This window comes from Sinorhizobium terangae, assembly GCF_009601505.1.
Classification (GTDB): Bacteria; Pseudomonadota; Alphaproteobacteria; order Rhizobiales; family Rhizobiaceae; genus Sinorhizobium; species Sinorhizobium terangae.
The window spans coordinates 1-24,187 of record NZ_WITC01000008.1; the positions used below are offsets into that span (position 1 = coordinate 1).

The following is a 24,187-nucleotide window of genomic DNA, read 5'->3' on the forward strand; positions in this document are numbered from 1 at the left end:
ATCTCCCCCCTTGTGGGGGAGATGCCCGGCAGGGCAGAGGGGGGTATCACAGCTGCTTTCCGCAACCGGATTCCCCCTCCAGCCCTCTATAGCGCCGTATGGCCGGCAAGGCATACGGTGCAGTAAGAAGGTTCACGCCTTGAGCGAAGCCATGTCGATCACGAAGCGGTAGCGAACGTCGCTCTTGATCACCCGCTCGTAGGCCTCGTTGATCTGCTCCATCTCGATCGTCTCGATTTCGGAAACGATGCCGTGCTCGCCGCAGAAATCCAGCATCTCCTGGGTTTCCTTGATCGAGCCGATCATCGAACCGGAAATGCTGCGCCGCGCCGGAACCAGCGAAAAGGCGTGGACCGGCACCGGGGTCTCAGGAATGCCGACAAGCACCAGGTCGCCGTCGACCTTCAGGAGATTGAGATAGGCGTTCCAGTCGACCTCGGCGGCAACGGTGCAGATGATCAGGTCGAAACTTCCGGCAAGCGCCTGGAACGTCTCCGGATCGTTGGTCGCGTAATAATGATCCGCGCCGAGTTTCAGCCCATCCTCCTTTTTGGAGAGGCTCTGGCTCAGCACGGTAACTTCGGCGCCCATCGCGTGGGCAAGCTTCACGCCCATGTGGCCGAGGCCGCCCATGCCGACGATTGCAACCTTCTTGCCGGGCCCCGCCTTCCAGTGGCGGAGCGGCGAGTAAAGCGTGATACCTGCGCAAAGCAGCGGGGCGGCCGCGTCGAGCGGCAGGTTCTCGCGAATAGAAAGCACATAGCCTTCCTTGACGACGATATGGTCCGAGTAACCCCCCTGGGTCGCGGTCTTGCCGTCGGCCTCGACGCCGTTATAGGTGACGACCAGGCCGGGTAGGTAATGCTCCAGATCGAGGTCGCGGGTGGCGCAGGTCGTGCAGGAATCGACGAAACAGCCGACGCCGGCACGGTCGCCGACCTTGAACTTGGTGACCTTCGATCCGACCGCCGACACAATGCCGACGATCTCGTGGCCCGGCACCATGGGAAAAGTCGAGTTGCCCCATTCGTTGCGGGCCTGATGGATGTCGGAATGGCAGACGCCGCAATATTTGATGTCGATGACCACATCGTCGTCACGCGGTTCGCGGCGCTCGAATGTGAAGGGTACCAGCGGCTTCGATGCATCGGTCGCCGCATATCCTCTAGCTATAGCCATGGGTCTGTCCTTGATGTCTTGGGAAATGATGCGCTCGTGAGGCGTGGACCTCGAGCGACAGGGCGGACTATGCTGTCTCGGAGCGACGAAGCGTTAGTGCGATCCTGCAAAAGTTTTGCACAATTCTGCATGAATGAAGGCGCCGCCGTGGCGAGGCTGCGGCGGGAACCTATCTGAACGGCACGCCGCACAGACCTAAGATATTGGAAAGGCCGCTGAATATGACGACGACAAGACAGACGCCGCGCCAGGAGATGATCGATATCATTGCCCGTATCGCCGACAAGGATGGAGACCACGCCACGATCGTGCCGGGTCTCAGCGTCCACCGGCATTCAAGCACAGCGAAGCCGAATTGCGCAGCTTACAGGCCGAGCCTGGCGATCATCGTGCAAGGCGCCAAGCGCGTGGTAGTTGGCGACGAGACCATCGTCTACGGCGCTTCGGACTACCTGTTGACCTCGATCGACCTGCCGGTCATTTCCCAAATCTCGCATGCGTCGCCGGAAGAGCCGTACATGAGCCTCGCGTTCCAGATCGATACCGGAAAGATACCGGCACTGGTCGATCTGATCGGTAGCCGCCCCGCGAAGGCGTCGGCCTCCGCGCGCGGAATGACGGTCAGCAAGATAACACCAGATCTCGAAGACGCTGCACTCCGCCTGCTGCGGCTGCTCGATCGCCCGGACGACATTGCCGCCCTTCTGCCGTTGATCGAGCGGGAACTCCTCTACCGCCTGCTCGTCGGGCCGCATGGCGTAAGGCTCAGGCAGATGATGACGGCGGAAAGTCAGCCGCACCAGATCGGCCGCGCCGTCGCATGGCTGAAGGAGCACTATACGCACCCCTTGCGCATCGACGATCTCGCGAGCCGGGTCAGCATGAGCGTTTCCTCGCTTCATCATCACTTCAAGGCAATCACGGCGATGAGCCCGCTGCAGTATCAGAAGCAGCTCCGGCTGCAGGAAGCGCGGCGCCTGATGCTGGAAGAGCGTCTCGATGCAGGCGATGCTGGCCATCAGGTCGGCTATGAGAGCCAGTCGCAGTTCAGCCGCGAATATTCCCGCCAGTTCGGCGAACCGCCGGCGCGCCATATCGGCCGCGTTCGCCGCAGCCTCGTCGAGCGTTTAGGTGGCGAGACGGAGATTTTGAGCGAGGGTTAGGAGCCAGACGATTCTTCGCGTATCTTTGGACGCCCGGCGCGGGCGTCTCGTTCACCAGCCCTCTTCCAGCACCCGCCCCAGCATCTCGGCGAAGAAGTCGGCGCTCTCGCGGCTGAGGCAGAGCGGCGGTTTAATCTTCAATACGTTCAGGTGATCGCCGGTCGGCTGCATGATGACGCCGAGTTCAAGGAGCCGGTTGCAGATCGCCGCCGTCTCCTGCGTCGCGGGTTCCAGCGTTTCGCGATCACGGACGAACTCGACGCCGAGATAAAGCCCCATGCCGTGGACCGCGCCGACGAGCGGAAAGCGCTCGCCAAGCGCCTGCAGTCGCGCCTTGAGGTGGTCGCCGACCGTGCGGGCATTTTCCTGCAGCGCCTCGTCGTGGAGAATGTCGAGAACCGTGAGGCCAACGACCGAGCTTACCGGACTGCCGCCGGACGACGAGAAGAAGTAGCCTTCCTTTTCCAGCGCCTCCGCGATCTCGCGCCGCGTGATGACGGCACCGAGCGGATGGCCGTTGCCCATGCCCTTGGCGACCGTGATGATGTCCGGGACGACACCCTGCTCTTCGAACCCCCAGAAGTAATGGCCAAGGCGGCCGTAACCCACCTGCACCTCGTCGGCGATGCAGACGCCGCCCCGCTTCCTGACCATGGCATAAACGGCTTGGAGATATCCGGGCGGCAGCGGGATGCCGCCAGCGTTGCCATAGACCGCTTCACAGATGAAGCCCGCAAGGCCCACCCGGTTCTCGTCGAGTTCCTCCAGTTTCTCGGTCACGGCACGAACATAATCGACCGTCGAACCTTCCCCGCGAAACGGTCCGCGATAGGTGTTCGGGGAGACGACCGGGTGCACCCAATCGGGCCGCGTCGTCAGCGCCTGCGGGTTGTCGGCGATCGAGGTCGAGACCGCATCGCTCGCAACCGTCCAGCCATGATAGGCTTCGAGCAGAGAGAGTATGTGGCGCGCGCCGGAATGGGCCCAGGCGAGCCGGATCGCAAGGTCGTTCGCCTCCGAGCCGCTGTTGACGAGGAAGACCGTGTCAAGTCCATCGGGCGCTAACTCTGCAAGCCTCTCCGAAAATTCCGCGACGGACGCATAATGGAACCGCGAATTGGTGTTGAGCAGCGACCATTGCCGGCCAACCGCCGCCGAGAGGCGCGGATGGCCGTGGCCGACGATCGTGACATTGTTGACCATGTCGAGATAGGCGCGGCCCTCGACATCGAAGAGATGTTCTTTCCAGCCCCGCTCGATCTGCGGCGGCTGCCGGTAATAGTTGTTTTGCGGCCGTGCGAAATGACGTTGCCGGCGCTGAAGCAGCTCGCCTGCCGCCGGCAAAGGCGCATCACAGTCGAAACCGAGCATTTGGGCGGGCGACGGGCAAAGCGCCCGCCAGGCTTCCGCCTGGCTTGCTGTCGCGAAAGGCGGCGGGTCGATCTCCGCTTCCGTCGAGAGCTGGACGCGGATGAAGCCGAGCGCCGGCGGATCGCCGGACACGACGCCGATCGGTGCTCCGGCTTCGATCGCACCTTCGGCGGCCTGTTCGATGCCATGCAGATGAAGATGCAGCCCATCGGTCGACAGAACCATTTTATCGCCGCGCCGCCCGAGGTGCCCCGCGAAGGGCGCATGGACGGCCGTTTGCCCGTGCAGGCAGAGATCGACGTGCAGGGCGAAGGTCGCAGGCGACCTTGCCTGGAGAAGCCGCGTCTCGGTCAAGCGGAATTCGCCGTAGCGCGTGGCGGAGGTGCCGGCCGCCCGCGCCGCCGACTGTAAGAGCAGCGCTTCGGTGTCCTCATAGTGCCAGCGGTCGGCCGGAAGATGAGGCCCAAGAAGCGAAAGATCGACGATCCCGACGCGGGAGGGCTCGATGTCCGGCAGCAGCCGGCCGGCCGTCAGGGGCACGGTCGGTGCCGCCCCCTTCCCCACCGTCCGGCGGATTGCCTGCTCCATCAGAGCGAAAGGCACGGACAGCGCAACATCGAGAATTTCGCGTTCATGGGCAGCGTTTCCACGGACATAGGCGTTGTCGGGATCGATCTCCAACTGCTGTTCCGTGCTTGCGACCAGAATGCCCGCCCGTGCCACGATGAGCGGCCAGAGCGCTTCCAGCTCGACATCCGTCAGCGGGAATGCCGCGTGGAACGCCTGGACCGCCGGCAAGATGAAGAACGGGTCGCCGTCGGCGTGGTGAAGCAGCGACGCACAGGTGACCGCCAGCTCCGCAACGAGCCACCCCTTGAGGACATCACCGAAGTCGATCACGCCCTCGGGCACCAGCCTGCCGCCCTCCACCCTGCTCACGACGTTGTCGTCGGTGACGTCCTGGTGGATCGCCTGCACCCGTAACTCCGGCATCAGCGGCTGCACGCGCCGCATGGCGGCGACCATCGCCTCTGCGACACGCTTGCGCAAATCGACGTCGGTCATGGTCTGCAGCAGTTGCAGGGCGACCGGTCCAGCCCGTTGCAGGTCCCATTGCAGTTCGCGTTCGAGCCCGGGATGATCCAGCCCCTTGAGCGCCGAAGCCAACCTTCCGGCGAGATCGCCCAGTTCCGCCACCGTTTGCGCCGGAAGATGCTTGCGGCGGGTCAAAGGCGTACCGTCGAGATAGGTGAGCAGCCGGAACTGATAGGGCACGTCCCGGACGATGGCGACGACGATGTCCTCGCCATTCCGCGCCGGGATGACGGCCGGCACCTTCGGAGCGCCCGCGGTGGCGCCGAGATGATGCAGCGCTGCATTCTGCGCCTCAAGTTCGACCCGCGCATATTCCATCCGGCAGATTTTCAGGACGAACCGGCCGTCCTCGGTATCCACGCGGTAGTTTCGATCCTGCTGGCTGCCGAGTTCTGTCAGCGCGCCGGAAAGGTCGTACTCAACCGACAGAACGCGTTTCGCCTCCTCGGCCGAAACATCCGGCCTGGCAAGTTGCGTGCGGAGCTTGAGCGCTTCTCCGTCCATCCTTCAATTCCCGTTTGTTCGCGGGACCGCCTCACTGCGAGACGCCCTCAAGGCGATAGCGCGTGCCCGGATAAAGCAGCCGCGCGGTCGTAACACTCGCCGTCTCCGACCAGGTCCGACGGCGGATCATCAGGCACGGTTCGTTGCGGCCGATCGCGAGAAGCTTGCATTCCCAAGGCTTGGGCGATACGGCCTCGACAATCTGCTCGGTGCGGGTGATCGGCGCCACCAGGGTCAGATAGGCGTTTGGGGTGATGGCGCTGAAATCCTGCGCCATGTAGCTCGGGCAGACCGTCGGGTTGACGAACCGATCCTCGATCTGGATCGGCACCTCATCCTCGCAATGGACCATGATCGAATGGAACACCCTTGCCCCCGTCGGGACGCCCAGCGCATCGCCGATCTCGGGGCTCGCCGGCTCCTCCTCTAAAAGGGTCAGCCGCGAAGTGTGCCGATGACCACGCTCGCGGATCTCGTCCGCGATGTTGCGGACCTCGAGGAGCGCCGTGCTGCCCTTGTGGGCCGCGACAAAGGATCCGACCCCCTGCACCCGTGTGATCGCGCCCTCGCTCGCAAGCTCGCGCAAAGCCCTGTTCGCCGTCATCCGGCTGACGCCGAGATCCGCGACGATATCGTTTTCCGACGGTATCCGGTGATTGGCCGGCCACTCGCCGCTCTCAATCCGGCTGCGAATGAACTGCTTCACCGCCTCGTAGCGCGGAACTGACCCTGGCGCGAAGGCTGCCATGTCGTTCGTCCACCCCGGTGCCGTCATCACCTGCTCCCAATTAACGCCTATGAAGGCAACGACCATCTCGGCAATCACTCTTTTCGTCGATTTTAGCCTTGCGCGCCACCACAAAATACCTATAGTTCCATATACAACCACGTACAGGAAAATCGCAGCATGGCCACGTTTCCCGTCCAACGGCTCTTTGCGGAGCGTGCTCTTCTTCCAGGCGGCTGGGCCGAAAACGTGGCCATCACCCTTGACGACGGGGGCGGCATCGCATCGGTCACGCCCGGCCAATCCATTGCGGAAGGCGACGAGCGACTTTCGGGACCGGTGATTCCGGCGATTGCCAACCTTCACTCCCATGCGTTTCAGCGCGCCATGGCCGGCCTCGCGGAAGTAGCAGGCACGGGAGATGACAGTTTCTGGACCTGGCGCGAGGAAATGTATCGCACCGTCGGCCTCGTCGACCCGGACGACGCCGAGGCCATCGCCGCCAAGCTTTACATGGAGATGCTGAAGGGCGGCTTCGGCCGTGTGGTCGAGTTCCATTATCTCCATCACCAGGCAGACGGCACCCCTTATGCCGATCCTGCCGAAATGTCGCTTCGGATCTTGCGCGCGGCCGAGGCGACGGGCATCGGCCTGACCCATCTTCCCGTCTTCTATGCCCATGCCAATTTCGGCGGTGTGGCGCCCAATCCCGGCCAACGCCCGTTCCTGCATGATCCGGATCGCTTTCTCGCCCTTCTCGATCGCCTTGGTCCCGCCTGCGCGAGCGGTGGCGCCAAGCTCGGCTATGCGATTCATTCCTTGCGCGCCGCGACGCCGGACGAGATGCGGACAATTCTCGCTGCGGCTCCGGTCTCCGGCCCCATTCATATTCATGTGGCCGAGCAAACGCGCGAGGTCGACGACTGCCTCGCCTGGAGCGGCCGGCGGCCGGTCGAATGGCTGCTTGATGAAATGCCTGTCGACGCACGCTGGTGCGCCATCCACGCGACGCACATGACGGCCGAGGAAACGAAGCGGCTCGCCGCTTCCGGGGCGGTTGCCGGCCTTTGCCCCGCGACCGAGGCCAATCTCGGTGACGGCATCTTTCCCGCCGTCGAGTTCATCGCCGACGGCGGCCGCATCGGCATCGGCACCGACAGCCATGTCGCAACCAGCGTCGCGGAAGAACTGCGGCTTCTCGAATACGGCCAGCGGCTGCGCGATCGCCGGCGCAACCGGCTTGCCGCCGGTCCAGGCGCGTCCGTCGGGCGATCGGTCTTCGAGGCGGCCCTTGCCGGCGGGTTGCAAGCCGCCGGCCTCGACGCGCCGGGCATCAAGGCGGGCGCACGCGCGGATCTCGTCGTCCTCGACGGCGCCAACCCGTATATCGCCGCCGCCACCGACAACCAGATTCTCGACCGCTGGCTCTTCGCGCTCGGTGGTGAGGCGGTGCGCGACGTGATGGTCGCCGGCCAATGGAAGATCCGCAATGGACGCCATGATCGGGAGGAAGAGATCGACCGCGCCTTCGCACGGGTTCTGACGAAACTGAAATAGTCACCGAAGCAACGATCAAGATCAGACGACCGACGATTGCAGGCCGTGCACAATAGAACGTCGGGTGATATTCTGTGCAATCTGGCTAACCGTATGTCGCGCCTTGTGCGGCGCCGGCCATGTTTCGCGATGCAAGACCCAGACCGGCGACAAGCCTGCGAATGACATCGACCGGATGCGCAACCTGATGCAAGGAGCCACGCCATGAAGATCCTGCGCTCGAACGAATACCGGCGCATGCCGTGGAAAAACGGTGGCGGCGAAACCGTGGAAATTGCCGTCTCCCCGGAGCGCGCGTCGCTTTCCGATTTCGATTGGCGCATCAGCATGGCGACGGTCGCGAGCGACGGCTCCTTCTCCAGCTTCCCCGGCATCGACCGCACGCTCTCGATCCTCGAAGGTGCCGGCATGACGCTTGCAATCGAAGGCCGGCAGCCGAAGCTGCTGACGGTCGCCGATCCTCCCCTCTCCTTCCCCGCCGAGGCGCCGACATCGGCGACGCTTCGCGACGGCCCGGTGATTGACCTTAACGTCATGACGCGGCGCGGCGTGCTGAAGCACCGCGTGCGGCGGCTTCACGTCGAGGGTTCGCAATCGCTCGAATCCCATGCCCGGGAACTCATCGTCTTCTGCCACCGCGGAAGCGTCACGCTGGCGACGGAGGGCGTGACCGCAACGCTTCATGCGCTGGACGCCGCGATCCTCATCCAGCCACTCCCCCTCACGCTGACGGCGGAGATCGCGTCCGGGCTTTTCCTTGTCGAGATCGTGCCCGGCGGCGCGGCCTGACATCGAGCGGTCGACGACCTCCGCGTGGGCGTTGCGGCCTACCTCGTGAAGCAGATCGAGTGCGTGGGCGATAATTTCGGCGGCGATCCGATCGGCGACAGGTATGGTCACGTGGCCGCGACCGGCATGTTGATCGCCCTACTCCCTTTGGGGGGCGCCGCTAATTCTTGACAGCAACCGGCACTGTGAGAGCCTACTGCATGATCGCTCAAATCGGAATCGATTTGAGCGATCATGCCAGCGGTTCAACGTCCTATAGTGATCCCTTGCGCGCCTCAAAAGACGCGCGGCGCTGCAGGACGTCTCGGTTGCAGTCGAGGAAACGGTGCCGCGATGCCCGAAAAAGACAGGAAACGCCGTGCCGCCCAGATTCCCACCGGCAGTTGGCCGCCACGCATGATGGCGGAGATGGCGGCCGGTTACGTTGGTGAAAAGCACGTCGAAGACTTCCTCGAGCGGATCGGAACAATTTACCCGCAGCCGCGCCTCGTCGAAGGCCCCAGGCGCAAGTTCTGGTACCGGGAAGATCTGGACAAGGCCATGAACATGGCCCTGCCGAGGGCGCCGCGGTTCAGCGAAAAACTCCAGGCAAAAATAGCGGAACGGAGGGCCGCACGGCGGGCCCGCGTCAAAACCTGATGATACCGTTCACCCAATATTCCACCCGATCCTGGATCGTGTTTCCTTGCGCTTTTGCTTCGCTCCAGACCGCGCGGCGATACCGGCCCTCGGTTGCGATCTGATCGATCGCCAGGAGGCCACACAGTCCAACAATGACGAGTAGCAAGCCGCGCATTCCTGAATCTTAGCGATAAATGATTTAGCAAATTCTAAATTCTATCGCGCAAATGCAGCAGATCGCCATACTGGCTTTATTTGCAGAAGCGTACCGGAATCGAAGAATCCGACCTTCCTCTCCACTCACTCCATGGATAGCGTCGCACCGTAGTTTCCGCTGGAACTACATCTTTCCCCCGTATCCCTTGAAGGCAACGGGATGCGAAACTTGCCCCGCCCTTGCGCGGGGCTTTTTCTTTTGGGGGGTGTGAAACAAGGCAGCGTCACGCACGCCGCTTTAGTCCGACGATTGAGGATATCCCCATCAGCCGAGCGGCGGCGCGTGCGTGGCGAACTCTCAGGCTGCCCACATAAACCACAACGCACATTTAAAGGCCCTTTGAAGCGATTTTAAGCCTTTGGAGACGATGTGAGTTGAAGATAGGATGCAACTGATTTGCGCAAGGAGATGCGCCATGACCCAGCATCGCAAGCAGCGAGTGGACAGAGAATATGTTTGATGCCCGGATCATCGCTAACGAAATGCTCACTAGGGCGTGGGACGAAGGCCTCGAACTCACGCAGATCGATGTGCAGAAAATCCTCTACTTCCTGCATGGGCATCATCTAACCGAGTATGGGCAAGCTCTCGTAAAGTCTGAGTTTGAGGCTTGGGAGTTTGGACCTGTCCAAAGATCCGTCTACGACGAGTTCAAGAAATATGGCGACGAACCTATTACCGAGCTTGCCCAGAAATTCGACCCGGTGAAGCGGACCACCGCGCCCCTTCCCAAGCTAACTGATAATGCTGCGATCTCCACGATCGAGCAGCATCTCTACAAGTATCTTGAGATTCCGAGCTTCACCTTGGTGGACATCACTCACCGTCCCGGCACCCCTTGGTCTCGAACGATCGAGGCAGCAAAGTCCCGTGTTAACGTTGGTATGCGAATCAAGGATGATCTGATCTTGTCGTACTTCGAGGGGCTACAGACCGCTTAGGGGCGCTTAATTGGGAAAGATGAAACGCAAGGCCATCGGCCTTCTAAATCGCATACAATTTATTGACCTTGCGCAAGCCGTCACCGTTTCCTCGGCCGCGCGAAAGGGCTGGCTCAGAAGATACCTTCATCGTGCGTTGAACGGCGGAAAATTTCCGAGCTACCGATATTTTCGCGCCGCCATTCCCACCATCTATGGTGTTGCCCGGGGCCTGGATCCGTCTCCACCTGTCGGACGAGGCGAGCTGGAGCGATATGTTAAGGCGGCGTGCAAGGGTATAGACGAGGGCATCAATGTCGACGCCGCTTTGACTCTTTTTGATGTAGTCAGGCCGAGAGGCTATGCCGCGTATGACCATCCAGCACGCAATCTGGCGCTCGGCCTTAACAGAACAGCGGCGATTGGGCTTCAACACGAGCTGGTCAAAGACGACGAGCTGATTTTTCAGTTTGCCTATCCTCGGCGAGAGCGTCTTGACGATCACACAATCAAGGTTCTGCTCTCCATCATCCACCACGCATATGCAGTTGGTGACCGTGAAGCGGCAGTTGTGGAGCTAGCCGACTTGAGCTGTGATTTTGAGACCGTCGAGTCCCGCCGCGACCGTTTACCCAAGGTCCGCTCGCCTCGCATCGTGCGGCTATCGAGAGACGACCTTATCTCGTTGGATGACCTAGCCCCAGAGGTCCAAAGCGTTCACGATCTCCTTCTTGAACTCGGAGACGAACCGGATCCGTCGTAGTTGGGTTCGATCCACGAATCAGCTTTCCTGCTGAGAGAGCGCGCCAAGCCCCTGTTAAAAAGCAGGTGGTCTTGGTGGCGCCTTTCAGGAGATTCATGCATGCCGCTAATCCGAGACGCCAAGACGTTATCCAACAAGGCCATTTGCTCGATGCGAATGGCCATGAGCACGTTCAACAGCTACGACGACGAGGGCCGGGTCTGCTCGGTTCTCCTGCACTTGCAGCACGCCTGCGAAATGCTCCTCAAGGCTGTCCTGGTGCAGAACAGAGTGAAGGTCTTCGACGAGGAGAACGGAAAGAGCATCAGCTTCGATCGGGCGCTACACCTGTGCCGACAGGATCACGGTCTCACGGAAGCCGAGGCTGGAACGATGCGCATGATCGACGCGCTCCGCGACGCCGAGCAGCACTGGTTCACGGTCGTCGAGGAAGACGTTCTGTACCTCCAGACGCGGGCGCTGGTCACCGTATTCGACATGTACCTGAAGCGGGCACTCGACCTCGACCTTTCGTCCCGCATCCCCGCCCGTGTGTTGCCCGTGTCGACCAAGCCGCCGGGCGACTTCGACTTTCTCGTAGACCGAGAGTACCGGCTAATCGGCGAGCTACTTAAACCCGGCAAACGGAAACGCGACGAGGCCCGCGCCCGCATACGCGCACTACTCGCGATGGAGGGCCTCGCCGCCGAGGAGGTCCAGATTTCTGAGAAGGACATCAACAGGATCGAGAAAGCGATAAAGGCGGGGAGCGAAATGGGAGAGGTCTTCCCGAGGCTTAACACTATCGCCAGCACGATTGAGGGCGACGGGCCGGCGATCACGGTGCACTTCTCGAAGAAGGAAGGCCCTCCCGTCAAGTTCGTGGCTGGGGACGACCCGCAAGCAGCTGCGGCCGTGCGACAGGTGGACTTGCAGAAGAAATTCCATATGGGCGCTACGGAGCTAGCGAAGGTGCTCAAGCTGAGCCTCCCGCGAGCGTTGGCCCTCCGGCGCTACCTCAAGATCGATGACGACCCTTCGTGTCACCACAGGTTCGAGTTCGGGAGCTCTAAGCACGACCGTTTCTCTGACAATGCCCGGAACAAGATGAAGGCGGCGCTCGAAGAGGGCATCGACATGGATAAGGTCTGGAAAGAACACGGACCCGGCGTTCAAAAGAAGCAGCCCGCAAAGATGGCAGATGCTCCCGCCTGAGATATCGTCGTTACGCCCTGCGGATTCCTACGGGCTCAAAAGGCACTTTCGGGCGGATTTTGACAGAAGGGCCGGAAAATCCAATATTCCGATTTTCGGTGTCAAAATTCCGGAAAATCGCGGCGAGCTACATCCGGAAAAGCGCGGCGAGCTACATCGAGCCTAATCGATTCCACACTGTCGGCTAAATCGTTGGTAGCGGAGGAGGGATTCGAACCCCCGACACAAGGATTATGATTCCTCTGCTCTAACCTACTGAGCTACTCCGCCGCCGGTGCCGTGGAGGCTTCGTGAAGAAGCCCGTCTCGGCTGGACGGGCGGCTTATAAGGTGCTGTTCCGGCTAGTGTCAAGCAAAGTCTGCGGGAAAATGTGAACTTTTCCTGACGTTGCTGATCACGCCTTCTCAAGCCGCCGCCGGCGCCTGCAAAAGCGCCTTGAGCGCCGCTTCCGCGCCGGGCTCGCGCTCGGATTTGCGAATGAAGCCGCCGCCATAGACGCGTGCGTCTTCGCCGGTGCCGGAATAGAGCGCGCAGGCCTGGCCGGGCGCGACGCCCGCCTCCCCTTCGGCAAGCTCGACATAAAGGCCCTCGGCGTCGCTTTTCAGGACCGCCGGCATCGGCTGGCGGGTGGAGCGTACCTTGGCGAAGCAGTCGAAGCCGCGGGCGGCCGCCTGCTCAAGCTCCTCGTCACCCAGCCAGTTGATGTCGCGCAGATAGACGCGGCGCGTCTCCAGCGCTTCCTTCGGGCCGACGATGACGCGGCGCGAGCGGGCGTCGAGATAGACGACGTAGAGCGGCCCGCCGGTGGCGACCCCGATGCCGCGCCGCTGACCGATCGTATAGTGCAGGATGCCGTCATGGCTGCCGAGCACCCTACCGTCGAGATGGACGATCTCGCCGGCAAGCGCCGCATTCGGCTTCAGCTTCGAGACGATGTCGCTGTATTTGCCCTGCGGCACGAAGCAGATGTCCTGGCTGTCGGCCTTCTTGGCGACGATCAGGCCCATGTCTTCGGCAAGCGCCCGCGTCTCGGCCTTGGAAAGGCCGCCCAAGGGAAAGCGCAGATAATCGATCTGTTCCTGCGTGGTCGCGAACAGGAAATAGCTCTGGTCCCGCTCGGCATCCGTCGGCCGGTAGAGCGCGCGCTGCCCCGCGTAACGCGGGTTCGGGCTCCGCCGGGAACGGATGTAGTGGCCGGTGGCGAGCGCGTCGGCACCGAGCTCCTTGGCGGTCGCAAGCAAATCGGCGAACTTGACCGTCTGGTTGCAGGCAACGCAGGGGATCGGCGTCTCGCCGGCAATATAGCTTTCCGCAAAGGGGTTGATCACCGTCTCGCGGAAGCGTGCCTCATAGTCCAGCACATAGTGCGGAATGCCGAGCGTCTCGCAGACGCGCCGCGCATCGTCGATGTCCTGGCCGGCACAGCAGGAGCCGGCGCGGTGCACCGCCGCCCCATGATCATAGAGCTGCAGCGTGATGCCGAGTACGTCGTAGCCCTCGCGTTTGAGCAGCCCCGCCACGACAGAGGAATCGACGCCGCCGGACATGGCGACGACGACGCGCGTATCTTCGGGCTTGCGGTCAAAATCGAGACTGTTCACGGGATCCAATCCGGCATTGCGGCGCGCCGATCGCTTGCGCCGCCCTGTTTCACGCTCTTGCCGTGGGCCTCCCGCAAAGGCGGCGCCGGCCGGCATTTTCAAGGCTTTCTGTGCCGCGACATATAGAAACTTGTCCGCCTTGCGGCAAGAGCGGAGGTTTGGTGGCCGATAGACGTGGTCAGATCAGCTTCATCCGCATCGCCCGGGCGATCGCCTGCATGCGGTTGACCGCGTCGAGCTTGCGGGTCGCGCTCTTGAAATAGCTGCTGACTGTATAGGCGGAAATGCCGAGGATGATGGCGATCTCGTCGCTGCTCTTGCCCGCCGCCGCCCAGCGCAGGCACTCGATCTCGCGGCCGGACAACTTTTCGCGCACGGTGCTGCCCGTATCGAAGGTGCGCTCGAGGCACTCGAAGAGCTGCACGAGCGTCAGATAGAGCATCGCGCATTCCGCGCCGACCGGCTCTTCCCGCGCGCCCGAAAGCAGGACCACGTATGGTTCTCCGTAGGTCGTATGCAAAAGCAAGGCAAAATGACGCGCCATGTCGGGATCGGCGAGGTGACGGACGGAGATATCTCCTCCCTCCGTGCTTGCCGCGTCCAGAAGCTCCGCGCCGCCCGCGAGCGGCAGCTTCGTCTGGCGCAGGCGCTGGACAAGGACGCTCGCATGAAAGGCGCCGGAAGCATCGTATTGGCGAACCAGCTCGGGCGGCCAGTTGCTGAGCACCAGGCTTTCGGAAAACCGCTGCTGTTCGGCGAGCGGCAGCCGCGCGATCAGGAAGCGTTGAAACCGGTAGCGCGCAATCAGTCTGCGCATCAGGTGCAGCAGCTCGTATTCGGTGCGCACCGATGCCGGATCAAATTCGAAATACATGTCCGCCTCAGCCTCGCGCCGCAAGGCCGGTTCACTCGATTCCTTCATACCTTGTCACCACGTTGCCGGCGCTCGTTCGACCGGTCGAGAATGGAATGCTTTCCTACAACCGGGCATCGTCTTCGAGTGCAGCTGAAATACAACCGGCCCCACTCCGCCGGTCGCGCAAGCAACGCGGCCGATCACGAAATAAGTTGTATCCAGGAGACAATTCCGGGAGCGTACACGCGAACGCTCATTCTTTGATGGACGCCTCGCTATCAAAAATTTTAGTTGAAGTGAAATGTGGTAATTGCATGGCTCCCATGTGAAAACCGCGCGAATCCAGGGTTTTCCACGCAAGGCACAGCAATAGCGGAGCAAATTGGATGAAGCATGCTGGCCTGATCTTTTGAACGCGACAGGATCGCTACACCCAGCCGCGAAGTGTCTCAAATTATGAGCAAATTGTTACCTGCCGCTTAGGCAAATGTTAAATGTGGCAGGCTAAGGTCGCGTTCATATGGTCTTGAGTTTGTGTAGAGAGTCCCATGACCGAAATGATGCGACCACGCGTAAAGTATGTCATCGGCCCCGATGGCAGCCCTCTGACGATTGCGGATCTCCCGCCGGCGAACACCCGGCGCTGGGTCATCCGCCGGAAGGCTGAAGTCGTCGCCGCCGTGCGCGGTGGCCTTTTGAGCCTTGAAGAGGCGTGCGAACGGTACACGCTGACCGTCGAGGAGTTCCTTTCCTGGCAGTCCTCCATTAACGACCACGGTCTCGCCGGCCTGCGGACCACGCGCATCCAACAGTATCGCCACTGAGTTCACCCGACAGGGCCATAATTCGACACCGGCGGCTCGGGATCTGCCCGCAGCCGCCGGTGTTGTTTTTGATGGCAGGGTGCTCCTACAGCGCCGCGCGTCTCATCGGACGCGCAAAGGACGCTGTAGCACTTTGAATTGCGGCACGAGATCGCAGTCGATTTCGATCTCGGAAGTTATGCTGTAGCATCCCAGCCGTCAGCAACAGATGCGGAGCACGGAAGATCGATGGAAATCGTCGACGAGGAAATCAATTCGAAGGGCCGCTATTCGGCGACCGTGGAGGGCTATACCGGCGAGATGACCTATTCTCGCTCCTCGCCGACCTTGATCATCATCGATCATACACTGGTGCCGGATGAGTTGCGCGGCAAGGGTGTCGGCCAAGCGCTCGCAAAGCACGCGGTCGAAGAAGCGCGAAAGGGTGGCTGGAAGATCATCCCGCTCTGCCCCTTCATGCGCGCCCAGGCCATGCGCCATCAGGAGTGGCAGGACGTGATCCAGGCCTGATGCATGTCGCCCAAGAGTGTGCAGCGGTTTGGGCCAGCGGCATGCTTAAAAGCAACGACCTAAAGCGCGTCGCATGAGTCCAATTGAACGCGACGCGCTTTAGTCACGCCGGCGCGGGCGGCTTCTGCCATGCCCCTCTTTCCATTTCGACGAACGGCGCGTCCAGGAAACGCCTTAACCCGCCCTGCATCCAGACATGCGAGGCGGGTTCGCTTCAGGCCAGGCTGTCTTCCGGTCAAGCCGGAGACGACTGAAAGTGCTGCAGCGTCCTTTGCGCGTCGGATAGGACGCGCGGCGCTGCAAAGCGCTTCCATCTTATCAGGCGCGCATCCGTGCGCCCGTGTCCCGTTCTTCGAGCGCCGCCGCTTTCGCGTATTCGGCCTGGACCTCCTCGAGGGCAAGTTCGGCGGCATCCTGCTGCGCCTTCAGCTCGCGAATCGATACCTGGAGATTGTCGGCTCTCTGGCGGGCAGCCTTGGCGAAGGTGGGATAGGCAAAATGCGCGGGATCGGAAATTCCCGATTTCTTCTCTTCGAATACAATCTGGCTTTCCAGATCCTTGGTCATTCGCTCGAACTCGGCCATCATCATCTGAAGCTGGTTCAACTGACGCTGCTTCTCCCGGACCTGAAACTCTTTCAGGCGGACAAGGCTCTCACGTGCTTTCATACGCAATACTCCCGTGGATACCGAGACCCCGGTTACTGATCCTGACCCGTCGTGCCGGCCCTGTGGCGGCCGGAAACAAAAAATCGAAGCGGCATTAACAAAGGCCTACCGCTGGTAACCTTTCGTTTACGGGCATCGTTAATCATAGGTGTGATGATTTAAGGCTCCGTAAATGCTGAAGCACGAAATGTGGCACTTCGCCATTACCGAGTCGCAAGAGTCAGTTAACGGCGTTTCCTCATGAACTACGTGAGAAGTGCCATTTGAGATTCACCTTTGGAATCAGGAGACTGCTAAAAATATTTAACAATCTCGATACACCTTGCCAGAGTGAATCAGAATTTGTTAACCATTTGGTGGCAGCCTCCAAATCAGGCAACGACTGGATCCGTATCGCGTAAGGGGGCCACGGACGACCTTGGGCGGCGGAAAAGGGGAAAAAAATGCGGGTTCTACTGATCGAAGACGATAGCGCGACAGCTCAAAGCATTGAGCTCATGCTTAAGTCCGAGAGTTTCAACGTTTACACGACCGATCTCGGTGAAGAAGGCGTCGATCTCGGCAAGCTTTATGATTACGATATCATCCTTCTCGACCTGAACCTTCCGGACATGTCCGGCTACGAGGTCCTGAGGACGCTGCGCCTGTCGAAGGTGAAGACCCCGATCCTCATCCTGTCGGGCATGGCGGGCATCGAAGACAAGGTGCGCGGCCTGGGCTTCGGCGCCGATGACTACATGACCAAGCCTTTCCACAAGGACGAACTGGTCGCACGCATCCATGCGATCGTCCGTCGCTCCAAGGGCCACGCCCAGTCGGTGATCTCGACCGGCGAGCTGATCGTCAATCTCGACGCCAAGACCGTGGAAGTCGGCGGCCAGCGCGTGCATCTGACCGGCAAGGAATATCAGATGCTGGAGCTCCTCTCGCTGCGCAAGGGCACGACGCTCACCAAGGAAATGTTCCTCAACCATCTCTACGGCGGCATGGACGAGCCGGAACTGAAGATCATCGACGTCTTCATCTGCAAGCTGCGCAAGAAGCTCGCAAACGCCGCCGGCGGCGCCAACTATATCGAGACCGTATGGGGGCGCGGCTACGTCCTGCGCGAGCCGGACGGCAACGACTACCTGGAAACGGCTTGATTTCGATAGCAACGCGGTCGGGACCCCGCATTTCCTCGGCCGCTCTAGCAGCTATCATCGGATCGAAGAATCCGCCCCTCCCGGGCGGGTTTTTCTTTTAGGCCAACCTTCATTGCGCTCGCCAACCGAACGAGGGAATGGCGGCGCCGCCGCGTCGGATCGACATTGGGCATGGGCAGGGTGTAAGAAAAACGGCCGCGGAATGCCACGGCCGTGTCGATCATCCAGCAATTCAAGTGCTACGGCGACCTTTGCGCGTCTCAAAAACGCGCGGCGCTGCAAAGGTCCGTCAGGCGGCCATCGACTGGCTGGCGAAAACGCTCGTCAGAATCTTGCGGTCGAAGGGTTTCAGCAGGAAGTCGTCGGCGCCGGCGCGCTTGCCAGCCATCATCTTCTTCAGGTCCGCCTCGACAACGCAATAGTAGATGCGCACCGACGTTCCGTTCGGCAGATGCCGGATATTGGCGATCAGATCGAGCGCACCGTCCAGGGCCGCATCGACGATCAGAATGTTCGGCAACTCGGCTTCGCAGCGCACCAACGCATCAAGGCTACTCGGCGCCTCGAGCACCAGGAATCCCATGCCCGAAAGGATGCGCTTTCCAACTTTCCTGACAGCTTCCGAGCCATCAGCAATCATCAAGCGCCGCATGTCCAAACTCCTTCACACTCTACCTGCACGCGCACCGGCAATCATGCAACAAATCTTATACAGATTTGGCAAAGAAACTGTTACGAGGGTTACTTAATACTTCGTTTCGGCACGGACATCGAAGGTCAACACGTCCCGGTCGCACGTGAGACGAACCCAACCCAGGGGGCCACATACGAAAGACCCTCCGGCAGACTGATGCCGAAGGGTCGGTAACGTGTCGATATTCATCGTCCGGCGAATGGGACGACGAGCCTGTCCCCCGCAGCGCCGCGCGTCCAATCGGACGCGCTACGGTCGCTGTAGCACTTTGATCTGCCGCGTGATTTTGTCCTTAAATCGATTGCGATTTAAGGAATCATGCAGTAGCGGCCTCGGACTTCGCCGTGAATACGATCTCCTCACCGGTCGAAACGACATCGATCGTCATGCCAGCTTCCTCGCCCAACAGGACGGTGTAGTAGGGCTGGATCGAATGTGCGTCGACAGCTTCTTCCGGGCTGCCGGAGAGCAATTCCACCAGCTTCGGGTTGACCCGCATCATTCGCCCCTTGGCGACAAGCCTGAAGGTCGCGTCGAACTCAGGGTTTTCGAGCGTCACATCGATCGAACCGCCGCGCGGGATCGAGCCGTAGGCGATCAGGAAGAGATTGAGGAGAAGCTTGACGCGGTTCTTGGCGATGATCGCGCGTGGGCCGTTCCAACTGATCTCGGTCTTCCTTTCCGCTGCGGCGAAGTCCTTCGCAGCCTTTTCGGCTTCGCCCGTATCGATCGAGGCGCCGACCGACCCGGACGCACCGAATGCAAGACGGGCGAACTTCAGGCGGACGGAGGCATTGAGCGCACTGGTACGGATCAGGTCCATCGCGTCGGCATCGGCTCCGCCCTCGTCCAGGAGTTCGAGGCCGTTGTTGATGGCGCCGACCGGCGAGATGATGTCGTGGCAAACCCGGCTGCAGAGCAGTGCGGCCAGATCGGGTCCCGTCAGTGTCAGGTTCGGATTCTTTGCCATCATTCTTCCTTGTTCGCTATCCGTCTACCGGCGCCGGCGCGCCTTCTTGCCCCACAACACAGCTGCCGCACGACCATGGCACGGGCCATGAATCGCGCGGGCGCGGCCGGTAATCAATAGGTCATAATGACATCACATTTGGTAAACCGATTGTTAAGATGATCGGTTCAAATTGCTGGTGCATCCCGAATTCAGCGCGAATCGCTGGAGGATGCGCGGCCGGAACCGGTTTCCACACTTTTCCGCGCCCGCCCCTGGAAATGGACAAGACCCGCGCCGGACGCGCAACCGATGCAAATACCGGCCATGACAGCCGGCGCAGGTCACTTTCGTGCCTGACGGAGGAAACGATGCAGCCGTTCATGAAGGCAACCACAATGGTTGTCCGCGCTATCCTGACGATGATGCTAATAGCCGGCGCCATGTCTGTCGCCCACGCCCAGTCCCCGAACAACAGCCAGTACACGATGCAGGAAATCGTCGATGCCGGCCACAGCTTCTTCGGCGAAACGTCGGGCGGACTTGCCAAGGTCGTCGAGCGCGCCTTCGAGCGCTACGGCCTGCCGAATGGCTATATTCTCGGACAGGAAGGCTCCGGCGCCTTTATCGCCGGCCTGACCTATGGCGAGGGCGAGCTCTATACCAAAAACGTAGGACGACACTCGGTCTTCTGGCAAGGTCCCTCGCTCGGGCTCGATTGGGGCGGCCAGGGCAGCCGCGCCATGATGCTCGTCTACAACCTCCCCAGCGTTCCGGCGCTCTACAAGCGCTTCGGCGGCGTTTCCGGCTCGGCCTATGTCGTCGCCGGCGTCGGGATGACCGTATTGACGGACGACCAGGTCGTCGTCGTGCCGATCCGCACCGGCATCGGCGCAAGGCTCGGCCTCAACGTCGGCTACCTCAAGCTGACGCAACAGCCGACGTGGAATCCCTTCTGAGGCGCTTCGAAGCGAGGGGCCTGTTCCGGCGCACCGCTGACCGGGCACTCGCGAAGTAAACCTCACCTCTCCGTCTCACCCGATCTTGGCGCGTCTGAAAAGGCGCGCTTTCCTGTTGCAGCACTTGCAGCATTCCAGCCATCATGTTTACTGCAGGAAAAGCACTGGATGGCGCCCGCGCTCCGCCGCGGGCGGTGCATCCGGTCCAGATTGAAACGGCCAGCTCGTGATTGAATATGCGCTCCTCTTTGCCCTGGGCTTTCTGACGGCGGTTGTTATTGGCCTGATGATCGCCCCCGCCATTCAAAGGCGGATCGTTCGCTTTGCAGAAGATCGCCTGAAGGCAACCATGCCCCTCAGCCCCCAGGAGGTGCGTGCGCAGAGGGATGCCGCCCGCGCCACCTATGCTGCCGAAAACGCCAAGGCCCAGCAGGCGCTCCGGCGCGAACGCGACAAGAGCGTCACGCTGATGCTGCAAAACGAAAATACCCTTCGCGAGGCGCGCAGGCTCGCCGGGGAAAATGCCGATCTGCAGGCTCAACTTGCCGATATGAACGTGGAAGCGGCGGACATGCGCTCCACGGTCCGCCAACTCGAACAACGTCTCGAGCAGATGAAGGCAACCTTCGAGACTTCGGAAAAGGACAACGGCACCAAGAGCGATACGATCCGTACGCTCAACGGCAAAATGGACAAACATACGGCCGATATAGACAATCTCCGGATAGACCTCGCCGCACGCGAAACCGAGATCGAGCACCTGAAGAGCCGGCTCGCCGGGCTGCATGACGAGCGCCAGGCGCTGCGCGGCGATCTCAAGGCCGAGAATGCCCGCGCACGGGAAATGGAGTTGCGGCTCGGTAAGGACGAGGCCCGGATACGCCAGCTCGATGCCGCGGTCGCACGCGAAGCCGCCGCCAATGCGCAGCGCGAGAATGCGCTCGCGCGGCGGGCGGACGAGATCGAAAAATTGAAGGCGCGCCTGAAAGAGTTGAATCAGGAGATGCGCGAAGCGGCGAAAGTCCTTCGTGCGGCCGGCCTCGCAATTCCTAAGAAAGCGGTTGCTGCGGACGCCGTGGATGGTGCGAGCGCCGAGCCACACGCAATGGCGAAGCAAGCCCCTGACAAGACCATGTCTGAAGACCTGCGCAATCGCGCCACAGCGCTTTCGGAGCGCCTGATAAACGCCAAGTCCGCCGCCCATGACGAGGCGCTGCGGCAGGAGGTCGCCGACATCGCCGCGGGCATGATTGCGCTGACGGCGGCAAGCGAAGGCAAGGCCTCACCGATCCGCAGCCTGCTCGCCGGGGAGGAGACGGACGCCACGCCGAACCGCAAGAGCCTGGCAAGCCGCGCCAAGGAAATCTTGCCCCCGGAGTGAGCGCCCCGAACGGACCTGCTCCCGAACGGACCAGCTTCAGATTCGCCCGTTGATCAGCGCGACCTGATGCAGCGCTATGCCGGCAGCCATGGCGACGTTCAGGCTATCGAGACCCGGCCGCTGGCGGATGCGCGCGGTCTGGATCCCGGACAGGATAGCCTCCGGCAGCCCTTCGCCTTCGGTGCCGACGAGAAGCGCCGTTCGTGGCGCTGGCGGAATGTCGCTGATGTCGACCGTGCCGCGCGGCGACAGTCCCCAGATCGCAAAGCCCGCGGTCTGAAGTCGTTCGATCAGCGCAGCCCCCGTCCCTTCCCGCGCGAACGGCATCGTCAGCACCGATCCGACCGACACCCGGATCGCCTTGCGGTACATCGGATCGCAGCTCGCTGCATCCATCAGGACGGCATCGACGCCGAAGGCGGCGGCGTTGCGAAACAGCGAGCCCATGTTGTCGTGGTTCGAAATCCCGCAGGCGGCGAGGACGAGGCTTTCTGCCGGAAGGCTGGCGATGAGCGAATCCCGATCAGGCACCGCATCGCGTCGCCCGAGCGCCAGCACGCCGCGATGCATGTTGAAGCCGGCGATCGCATCGAAAACCCGCCCATCCGCCACGTAGACGGGGACATCGGCCGGAAAGTCGGCAAGCAGTTCGGTCAGGCCGGCAACACGGCTCTCGAGCAGCAGGATCGCCTCGGCGACGATGCCACGCCGGGCGCGATGAGCGGCAGCCAGCATGCGGAGCACGACCGTGCCCTCGGCAATGAAACGACCCTGCCGCCCTGTGAGATCCCGCTCCTTGATCGCGACGAAGCCGGCGATGCGGGCATCGGAAGGATCATCGATGCGGACGGGGGCGGGCAGCGTCATGGCGATGCCGTCAATTGGTCCTGACGGTGATGTCGGCGACGATGCGTCCGGCGGGAATGTCGAACACGATCGCGCGCGGCTCGGCGCCGGGCAGGCTGCCGTAGAAAAGCACCTGCGACCCCGAGAGCGCGACATTGCTCACTGAAAACCCGGCCGGCAGCGCAGCGATCGCGCTTACGGGCGCGTCGCCCGGCACGCTCACGGCTGCCATCGGCGCTGCCGCCGCACCGTCATCCGTGCGGGTCAGCTTGTAGACAATCGTCCCAAGGACAGCCATAAGCATGACAAGCATCACGCCGGCCGAGACGAGCTGCAGGCGCACCATCTTGCGACGGACGTTTTCCATCGCGGGATCCAGCGGCTTTTCTTCCTGTTCATCGGGCTCGAATGCAGTCATGGCTGGCTTTCTGTCGGAATTGAAACGGAATGAACGATCCCTTTAAACAAGCCGCCGGCAATAGGAAAGTCCTGAAGGCCAATGAGGACGCGGCGGGAAGGCTGGACGCCTTCCTTACGGCCGCGCTTGCGGGCGAGTTTTCCCGCAATCGCATCAAAAGCCTGATCGAGCAAGGCGCCGTCTCGATCAACGGCAAGACGATCGTCGAGCCGAAGCGTAAGGTGCATCCCGGCGACGTGTTCGAGATCGCCTTGCCTGAGCCCGAGGATCCCGAGCCGAAGGGCGAAGAGATCCCTCTCGACGTGCTTTATGAGGACGACGACCTGATCGTCCTCGTGAAACCTGCCGGCCTGGTCGTCCATCCGGGTGCCGGCAACTGGACGGGCACGCTTGTCAATGCGCTCATCCACCATTGCGGCGACAGCCTCTCCGGCATCGGCGGCGTCAGGCGACCGGGTATCGTTCACCGGCTCGACAAGGAAACGAGCGGCGTCATGGTCGTGGCAAAGAATGATACCGCCCACCGGCATCTCTCCGACCAGTTTGCCGACCACGGGCGCACCGGCCCACTCGAACGCGCCTATCAGGCGGTGGTGTGGGGGCGTCCCCGGCAATTGAAGGGCACGATCAACGCCTCGCTGGGACGGGCCGCTGATCGGACGAAGCGCGCCGTCAAACACGAGGAAAGCGACGACGCGCGCGAAGCCATCACCCATTATGAAGTGGTCGAGCGTTACCATGAAAAGCCGGATGGCACCTGCCTCGCCTCGACCGTGACCTGTCACCTTGAAACGGGCCGTACCCACCAGATTCGCGTCCACATGGCCCATATCGGCCATCCGCTGATCGGCGACCCCGAATATGGCGCGGCTTTCCGGACCAAGGCCAATCTGCTGCCCGAGCTGGCGAAAACCGTCGTCAACCGCTTTCACCGGCAGGCGCTGCACGCCTTCATGCTGCAGTTCGAGCACCCGACGACAGGCGAGACGATGCATTTCGAGGCACCGATGCCCTCTGACATGGAAGCCCTGGTTGCCGCCTTGCGGGCCGGAGATTAATCCTGCAGCACACGCAAACGGCGCTGTATCACTTTGAATTGCTGCGTGATTCCTAAGCCGCGTAGACTTTCAGGAATCATGCCATAGCCCTTGAATTCTTGGTTCCGGATTCCAATCTTATAAGAGCTTCAACTTGCGCCATTCCCTTCCCCGGTCTCACGACAGCGTGAAACCGGA

Annotated in this window: 24 protein-coding genes and 1 tRNA gene; 13 read left to right on the forward strand and 12 right to left on the reverse strand. The window is 61.6% G+C overall.

Annotated features, from left to right (window positions below; all coding sequences use genetic code 11):
- Positions 1 to 132: 132 nt before the first annotated feature.
- Complete coding sequence (locus GHK62_RS01005; protein WP_153436512.1) at positions 133 to 1,179, reverse strand: NAD(P)-dependent alcohol dehydrogenase; 1,047 nt, start codon at positions 1,177 to 1,179, stop codon at positions 133 to 135.
- Positions 1,180 to 1,400: 221 nt separating this feature from the next.
- Here GHK62_RS01005 and GHK62_RS01010 point away from each other — a divergent pair, with 221 nt between their 5' ends.
- Positions 1,401 to 2,342, forward strand: coding sequence for an AraC family transcriptional regulator (locus tag GHK62_RS01010; RefSeq protein ID WP_153436513.1), 942 nt, complete (start codon positions 1,401 to 1,403; stop codon positions 2,340 to 2,342).
- A 51-nt stretch (positions 2,343 to 2,393) separates the two neighbouring features.
- On the opposite strand, the gene GHK62_RS01015 is transcribed toward GHK62_RS01010, so the two are convergent.
- Positions 2,394 to 5,312 carry an aminotransferase gene (locus tag GHK62_RS01015; protein ID WP_153436514.1) on the reverse strand — a complete coding sequence of 973 codons (2,919 nt, stop codon included), beginning with the start codon at positions 5,310 to 5,312 and terminating at the stop codon, positions 2,394 to 2,396.
- A 31-nt stretch (positions 5,313 to 5,343) separates the two neighbouring features.
- The gene (gene hutC, locus GHK62_RS01020) at positions 5,344 to 6,087 is read right to left on the reverse strand and encodes a histidine utilization repressor (RefSeq protein WP_153436515.1); all 744 of its coding nucleotides are present in this window, start codon (positions 6,085 to 6,087) and stop codon (positions 5,344 to 5,346) included.
- Between the two features lie 132 nt (positions 6,088 to 6,219).
- Here hutC and hutF point away from each other — a divergent pair, with 132 nt between their 5' ends.
- From hutF to GHK62_RS01035, 3 genes are all read left to right on the forward strand, one after another.
- Positions 6,220 to 7,596: a formimidoylglutamate deiminase gene (hutF, locus tag GHK62_RS01025; protein ID WP_153436516.1), complete on the forward strand. Its 1,377-nt coding sequence runs from the start codon at positions 6,220 to 6,222 to the stop codon at positions 7,594 to 7,596.
- A 204-nt stretch (positions 7,597 to 7,800) separates the two neighbouring features.
- Positions 7,801 to 8,385: a HutD/Ves family protein gene (locus GHK62_RS01030; RefSeq protein WP_153436517.1), complete on the forward strand. Its 585-nt coding sequence runs from the start codon at positions 7,801 to 7,803 to the stop codon at positions 8,383 to 8,385.
- A 333-nt stretch (positions 8,386 to 8,718) separates the two neighbouring features.
- Positions 8,719 to 9,024, forward strand: a complete 306-nt coding sequence (locus tag GHK62_RS01035) for a hypothetical protein (protein WP_234886732.1) — start codon at positions 8,719 to 8,721, stop codon at positions 9,022 to 9,024.
- On the opposite strand, the gene GHK62_RS33435 is transcribed toward GHK62_RS01035, so the two are convergent.
- On the reverse strand, positions 9,014 to 9,181 hold the full coding sequence (locus tag GHK62_RS33435; protein ID WP_167528119.1) for a hypothetical protein: 168 nt from the start codon (positions 9,179 to 9,181) through the stop codon (positions 9,014 to 9,016). The genes GHK62_RS01035 and GHK62_RS33435 overlap by 11 nt on opposite strands.
- Before the next feature lie 494 nt (positions 9,182 to 9,675).
- On the opposite strand from GHK62_RS33435, the gene GHK62_RS01040 reads away from it, so the two are divergent.
- From GHK62_RS01040 to GHK62_RS01050, 3 genes are all read left to right on the forward strand, one after another.
- A complete protein-coding gene (locus GHK62_RS01040) occupies positions 9,676 to 10,164 on the forward strand; it encodes a Panacea domain-containing protein (RefSeq protein ID WP_153436518.1) in 489 nt (162 codons plus the stop codon).
- Positions 10,165 to 10,183: 19 nt separating this feature from the next.
- Positions 10,184 to 10,906 (forward strand): hypothetical protein, encoded by a 723-nt coding sequence (locus GHK62_RS01045; protein ID WP_153436519.1) that lies wholly within the window; start codon positions 10,184 to 10,186, stop codon positions 10,904 to 10,906.
- A gap of 162 nt (positions 10,907 to 11,068) precedes the next feature.
- On the forward strand, positions 11,069 to 12,100 hold the full coding sequence (locus GHK62_RS01050; protein ID WP_202982032.1) for a hypothetical protein: 1,032 nt from the start codon (positions 11,069 to 11,071) through the stop codon (positions 12,098 to 12,100).
- Between the two features lie 193 nt (positions 12,101 to 12,293).
- Here GHK62_RS01050 and GHK62_RS01055 read toward each other — a convergent pair.
- The 3 genes from GHK62_RS01055 to GHK62_RS01065 all read right to left on the reverse strand — a co-directional run bounded on the left by GHK62_RS01055 (position 12,294) and on the right by GHK62_RS01065 (position 14,623).
- Positions 12,294 to 12,370: transfer RNA gene (locus tag GHK62_RS01055), tRNA-Met, on the reverse strand.
- A gap of 134 nt (positions 12,371 to 12,504) precedes the next feature.
- Positions 12,505 to 13,701: a tRNA 2-thiouridine(34) synthase MnmA gene (gene mnmA / locus GHK62_RS01060; RefSeq protein WP_184108572.1), complete on the reverse strand. Its 1,197-nt coding sequence runs from the start codon at positions 13,699 to 13,701 to the stop codon at positions 12,505 to 12,507.
- Between the two features lie 178 nt (positions 13,702 to 13,879).
- Positions 13,880 to 14,623, reverse strand: a complete 744-nt coding sequence (locus GHK62_RS01065) for a helix-turn-helix transcriptional regulator (protein WP_153436521.1) — start codon at positions 14,621 to 14,623, stop codon at positions 13,880 to 13,882.
- Between the two features lie 482 nt (positions 14,624 to 15,105).
- On the opposite strand from GHK62_RS01065, the gene sciP reads away from it, so the two are divergent.
- Positions 15,106 to 15,381 (forward strand): CtrA inhibitor SciP, encoded by a 276-nt coding sequence (gene sciP, locus GHK62_RS01070; RefSeq protein ID WP_003527546.1) that lies wholly within the window; start codon positions 15,106 to 15,108, stop codon positions 15,379 to 15,381.
- A gap of 228 nt (positions 15,382 to 15,609) precedes the next feature.
- A complete protein-coding gene (locus GHK62_RS01075) occupies positions 15,610 to 15,891 on the forward strand; it encodes a GNAT family N-acetyltransferase (RefSeq protein WP_153436522.1) in 282 nt (93 codons plus the stop codon).
- Positions 15,892 to 16,209: 318 nt separating this feature from the next.
- Here GHK62_RS01075 and GHK62_RS01080 read toward each other — a convergent pair whose 3' ends face one another.
- Positions 16,210 to 16,560 carry a flagellar export protein FliJ gene (locus GHK62_RS01080; RefSeq protein ID WP_136508053.1) on the reverse strand — a complete coding sequence of 117 codons (351 nt, stop codon included), beginning with the start codon at positions 16,558 to 16,560 and terminating at the stop codon, positions 16,210 to 16,212.
- Positions 16,561 to 17,003: 443 nt separating this feature from the next.
- Between GHK62_RS01080 and ctrA the strand changes: the two genes are divergently transcribed.
- The gene (gene ctrA, locus GHK62_RS01085) at positions 17,004 to 17,705 is read left to right on the forward strand and encodes a response regulator transcription factor CtrA (protein WP_136508054.1); all 702 of its coding nucleotides are present in this window, start codon (positions 17,004 to 17,006) and stop codon (positions 17,703 to 17,705) included.
- A gap of 289 nt (positions 17,706 to 17,994) precedes the next feature.
- Here the strand turns inward: ctrA and GHK62_RS01090 are convergent, their stop codons facing one another.
- Both GHK62_RS01090 and chpT read right to left on the reverse strand, forming a co-directional pair.
- Positions 17,995 to 18,357 carry a response regulator gene (locus GHK62_RS01090; RefSeq protein WP_153436523.1) on the reverse strand — a complete coding sequence of 121 codons (363 nt, stop codon included), beginning with the start codon at positions 18,355 to 18,357 and terminating at the stop codon, positions 17,995 to 17,997.
- A gap of 358 nt (positions 18,358 to 18,715) precedes the next feature.
- Positions 18,716 to 19,369 carry a histidine phosphotransferase ChpT gene (chpT, locus tag GHK62_RS01095; RefSeq protein ID WP_167528120.1) on the reverse strand — a complete coding sequence of 218 codons (654 nt, stop codon included), beginning with the start codon at positions 19,367 to 19,369 and terminating at the stop codon, positions 18,716 to 18,718.
- A 350-nt stretch (positions 19,370 to 19,719) separates the two neighbouring features.
- Between chpT and GHK62_RS01100 the strand changes: the two genes are divergently transcribed.
- Positions 19,720 to 20,307 (forward strand): DUF1134 domain-containing protein, encoded by a 588-nt coding sequence (locus GHK62_RS01100; RefSeq protein WP_153436525.1) that lies wholly within the window; start codon positions 19,720 to 19,722, stop codon positions 20,305 to 20,307.
- Positions 20,308 to 20,533: 226 nt separating this feature from the next.
- Positions 20,534 to 21,688: a coiled-coil domain-containing protein gene (locus GHK62_RS01105; protein WP_184108573.1), complete on the forward strand. Its 1,155-nt coding sequence runs from the start codon at positions 20,534 to 20,536 to the stop codon at positions 21,686 to 21,688.
- A 36-nt stretch (positions 21,689 to 21,724) separates the two neighbouring features.
- Here GHK62_RS01105 and GHK62_RS01110 read toward each other — a convergent pair whose 3' ends face one another.
- Together GHK62_RS01110 and GHK62_RS01115 are read right to left on the reverse strand one after the other, a co-directional pair.
- Positions 21,725 to 22,555, reverse strand: coding sequence for a TrmH family RNA methyltransferase (locus GHK62_RS01110; RefSeq protein ID WP_153436526.1), 831 nt, complete (start codon positions 22,553 to 22,555; stop codon positions 21,725 to 21,727).
- 10 nt (positions 22,556 to 22,565) lie between these two features.
- The gene (locus tag GHK62_RS01115) at positions 22,566 to 22,952 is read right to left on the reverse strand and encodes a hypothetical protein (RefSeq protein ID WP_153436527.1); all 387 of its coding nucleotides are present in this window, start codon (positions 22,950 to 22,952) and stop codon (positions 22,566 to 22,568) included.
- Positions 22,953 to 22,981: 29 nt separating this feature from the next.
- Between GHK62_RS01115 and GHK62_RS01120 the strand changes: the two genes are divergently transcribed.
- Positions 22,982 to 24,010, forward strand: coding sequence for an RluA family pseudouridine synthase (locus GHK62_RS01120; protein WP_153436528.1), 1,029 nt, complete (start codon positions 22,982 to 22,984; stop codon positions 24,008 to 24,010).
- Positions 24,011 to 24,187 lie beyond the last annotated feature (177 nt).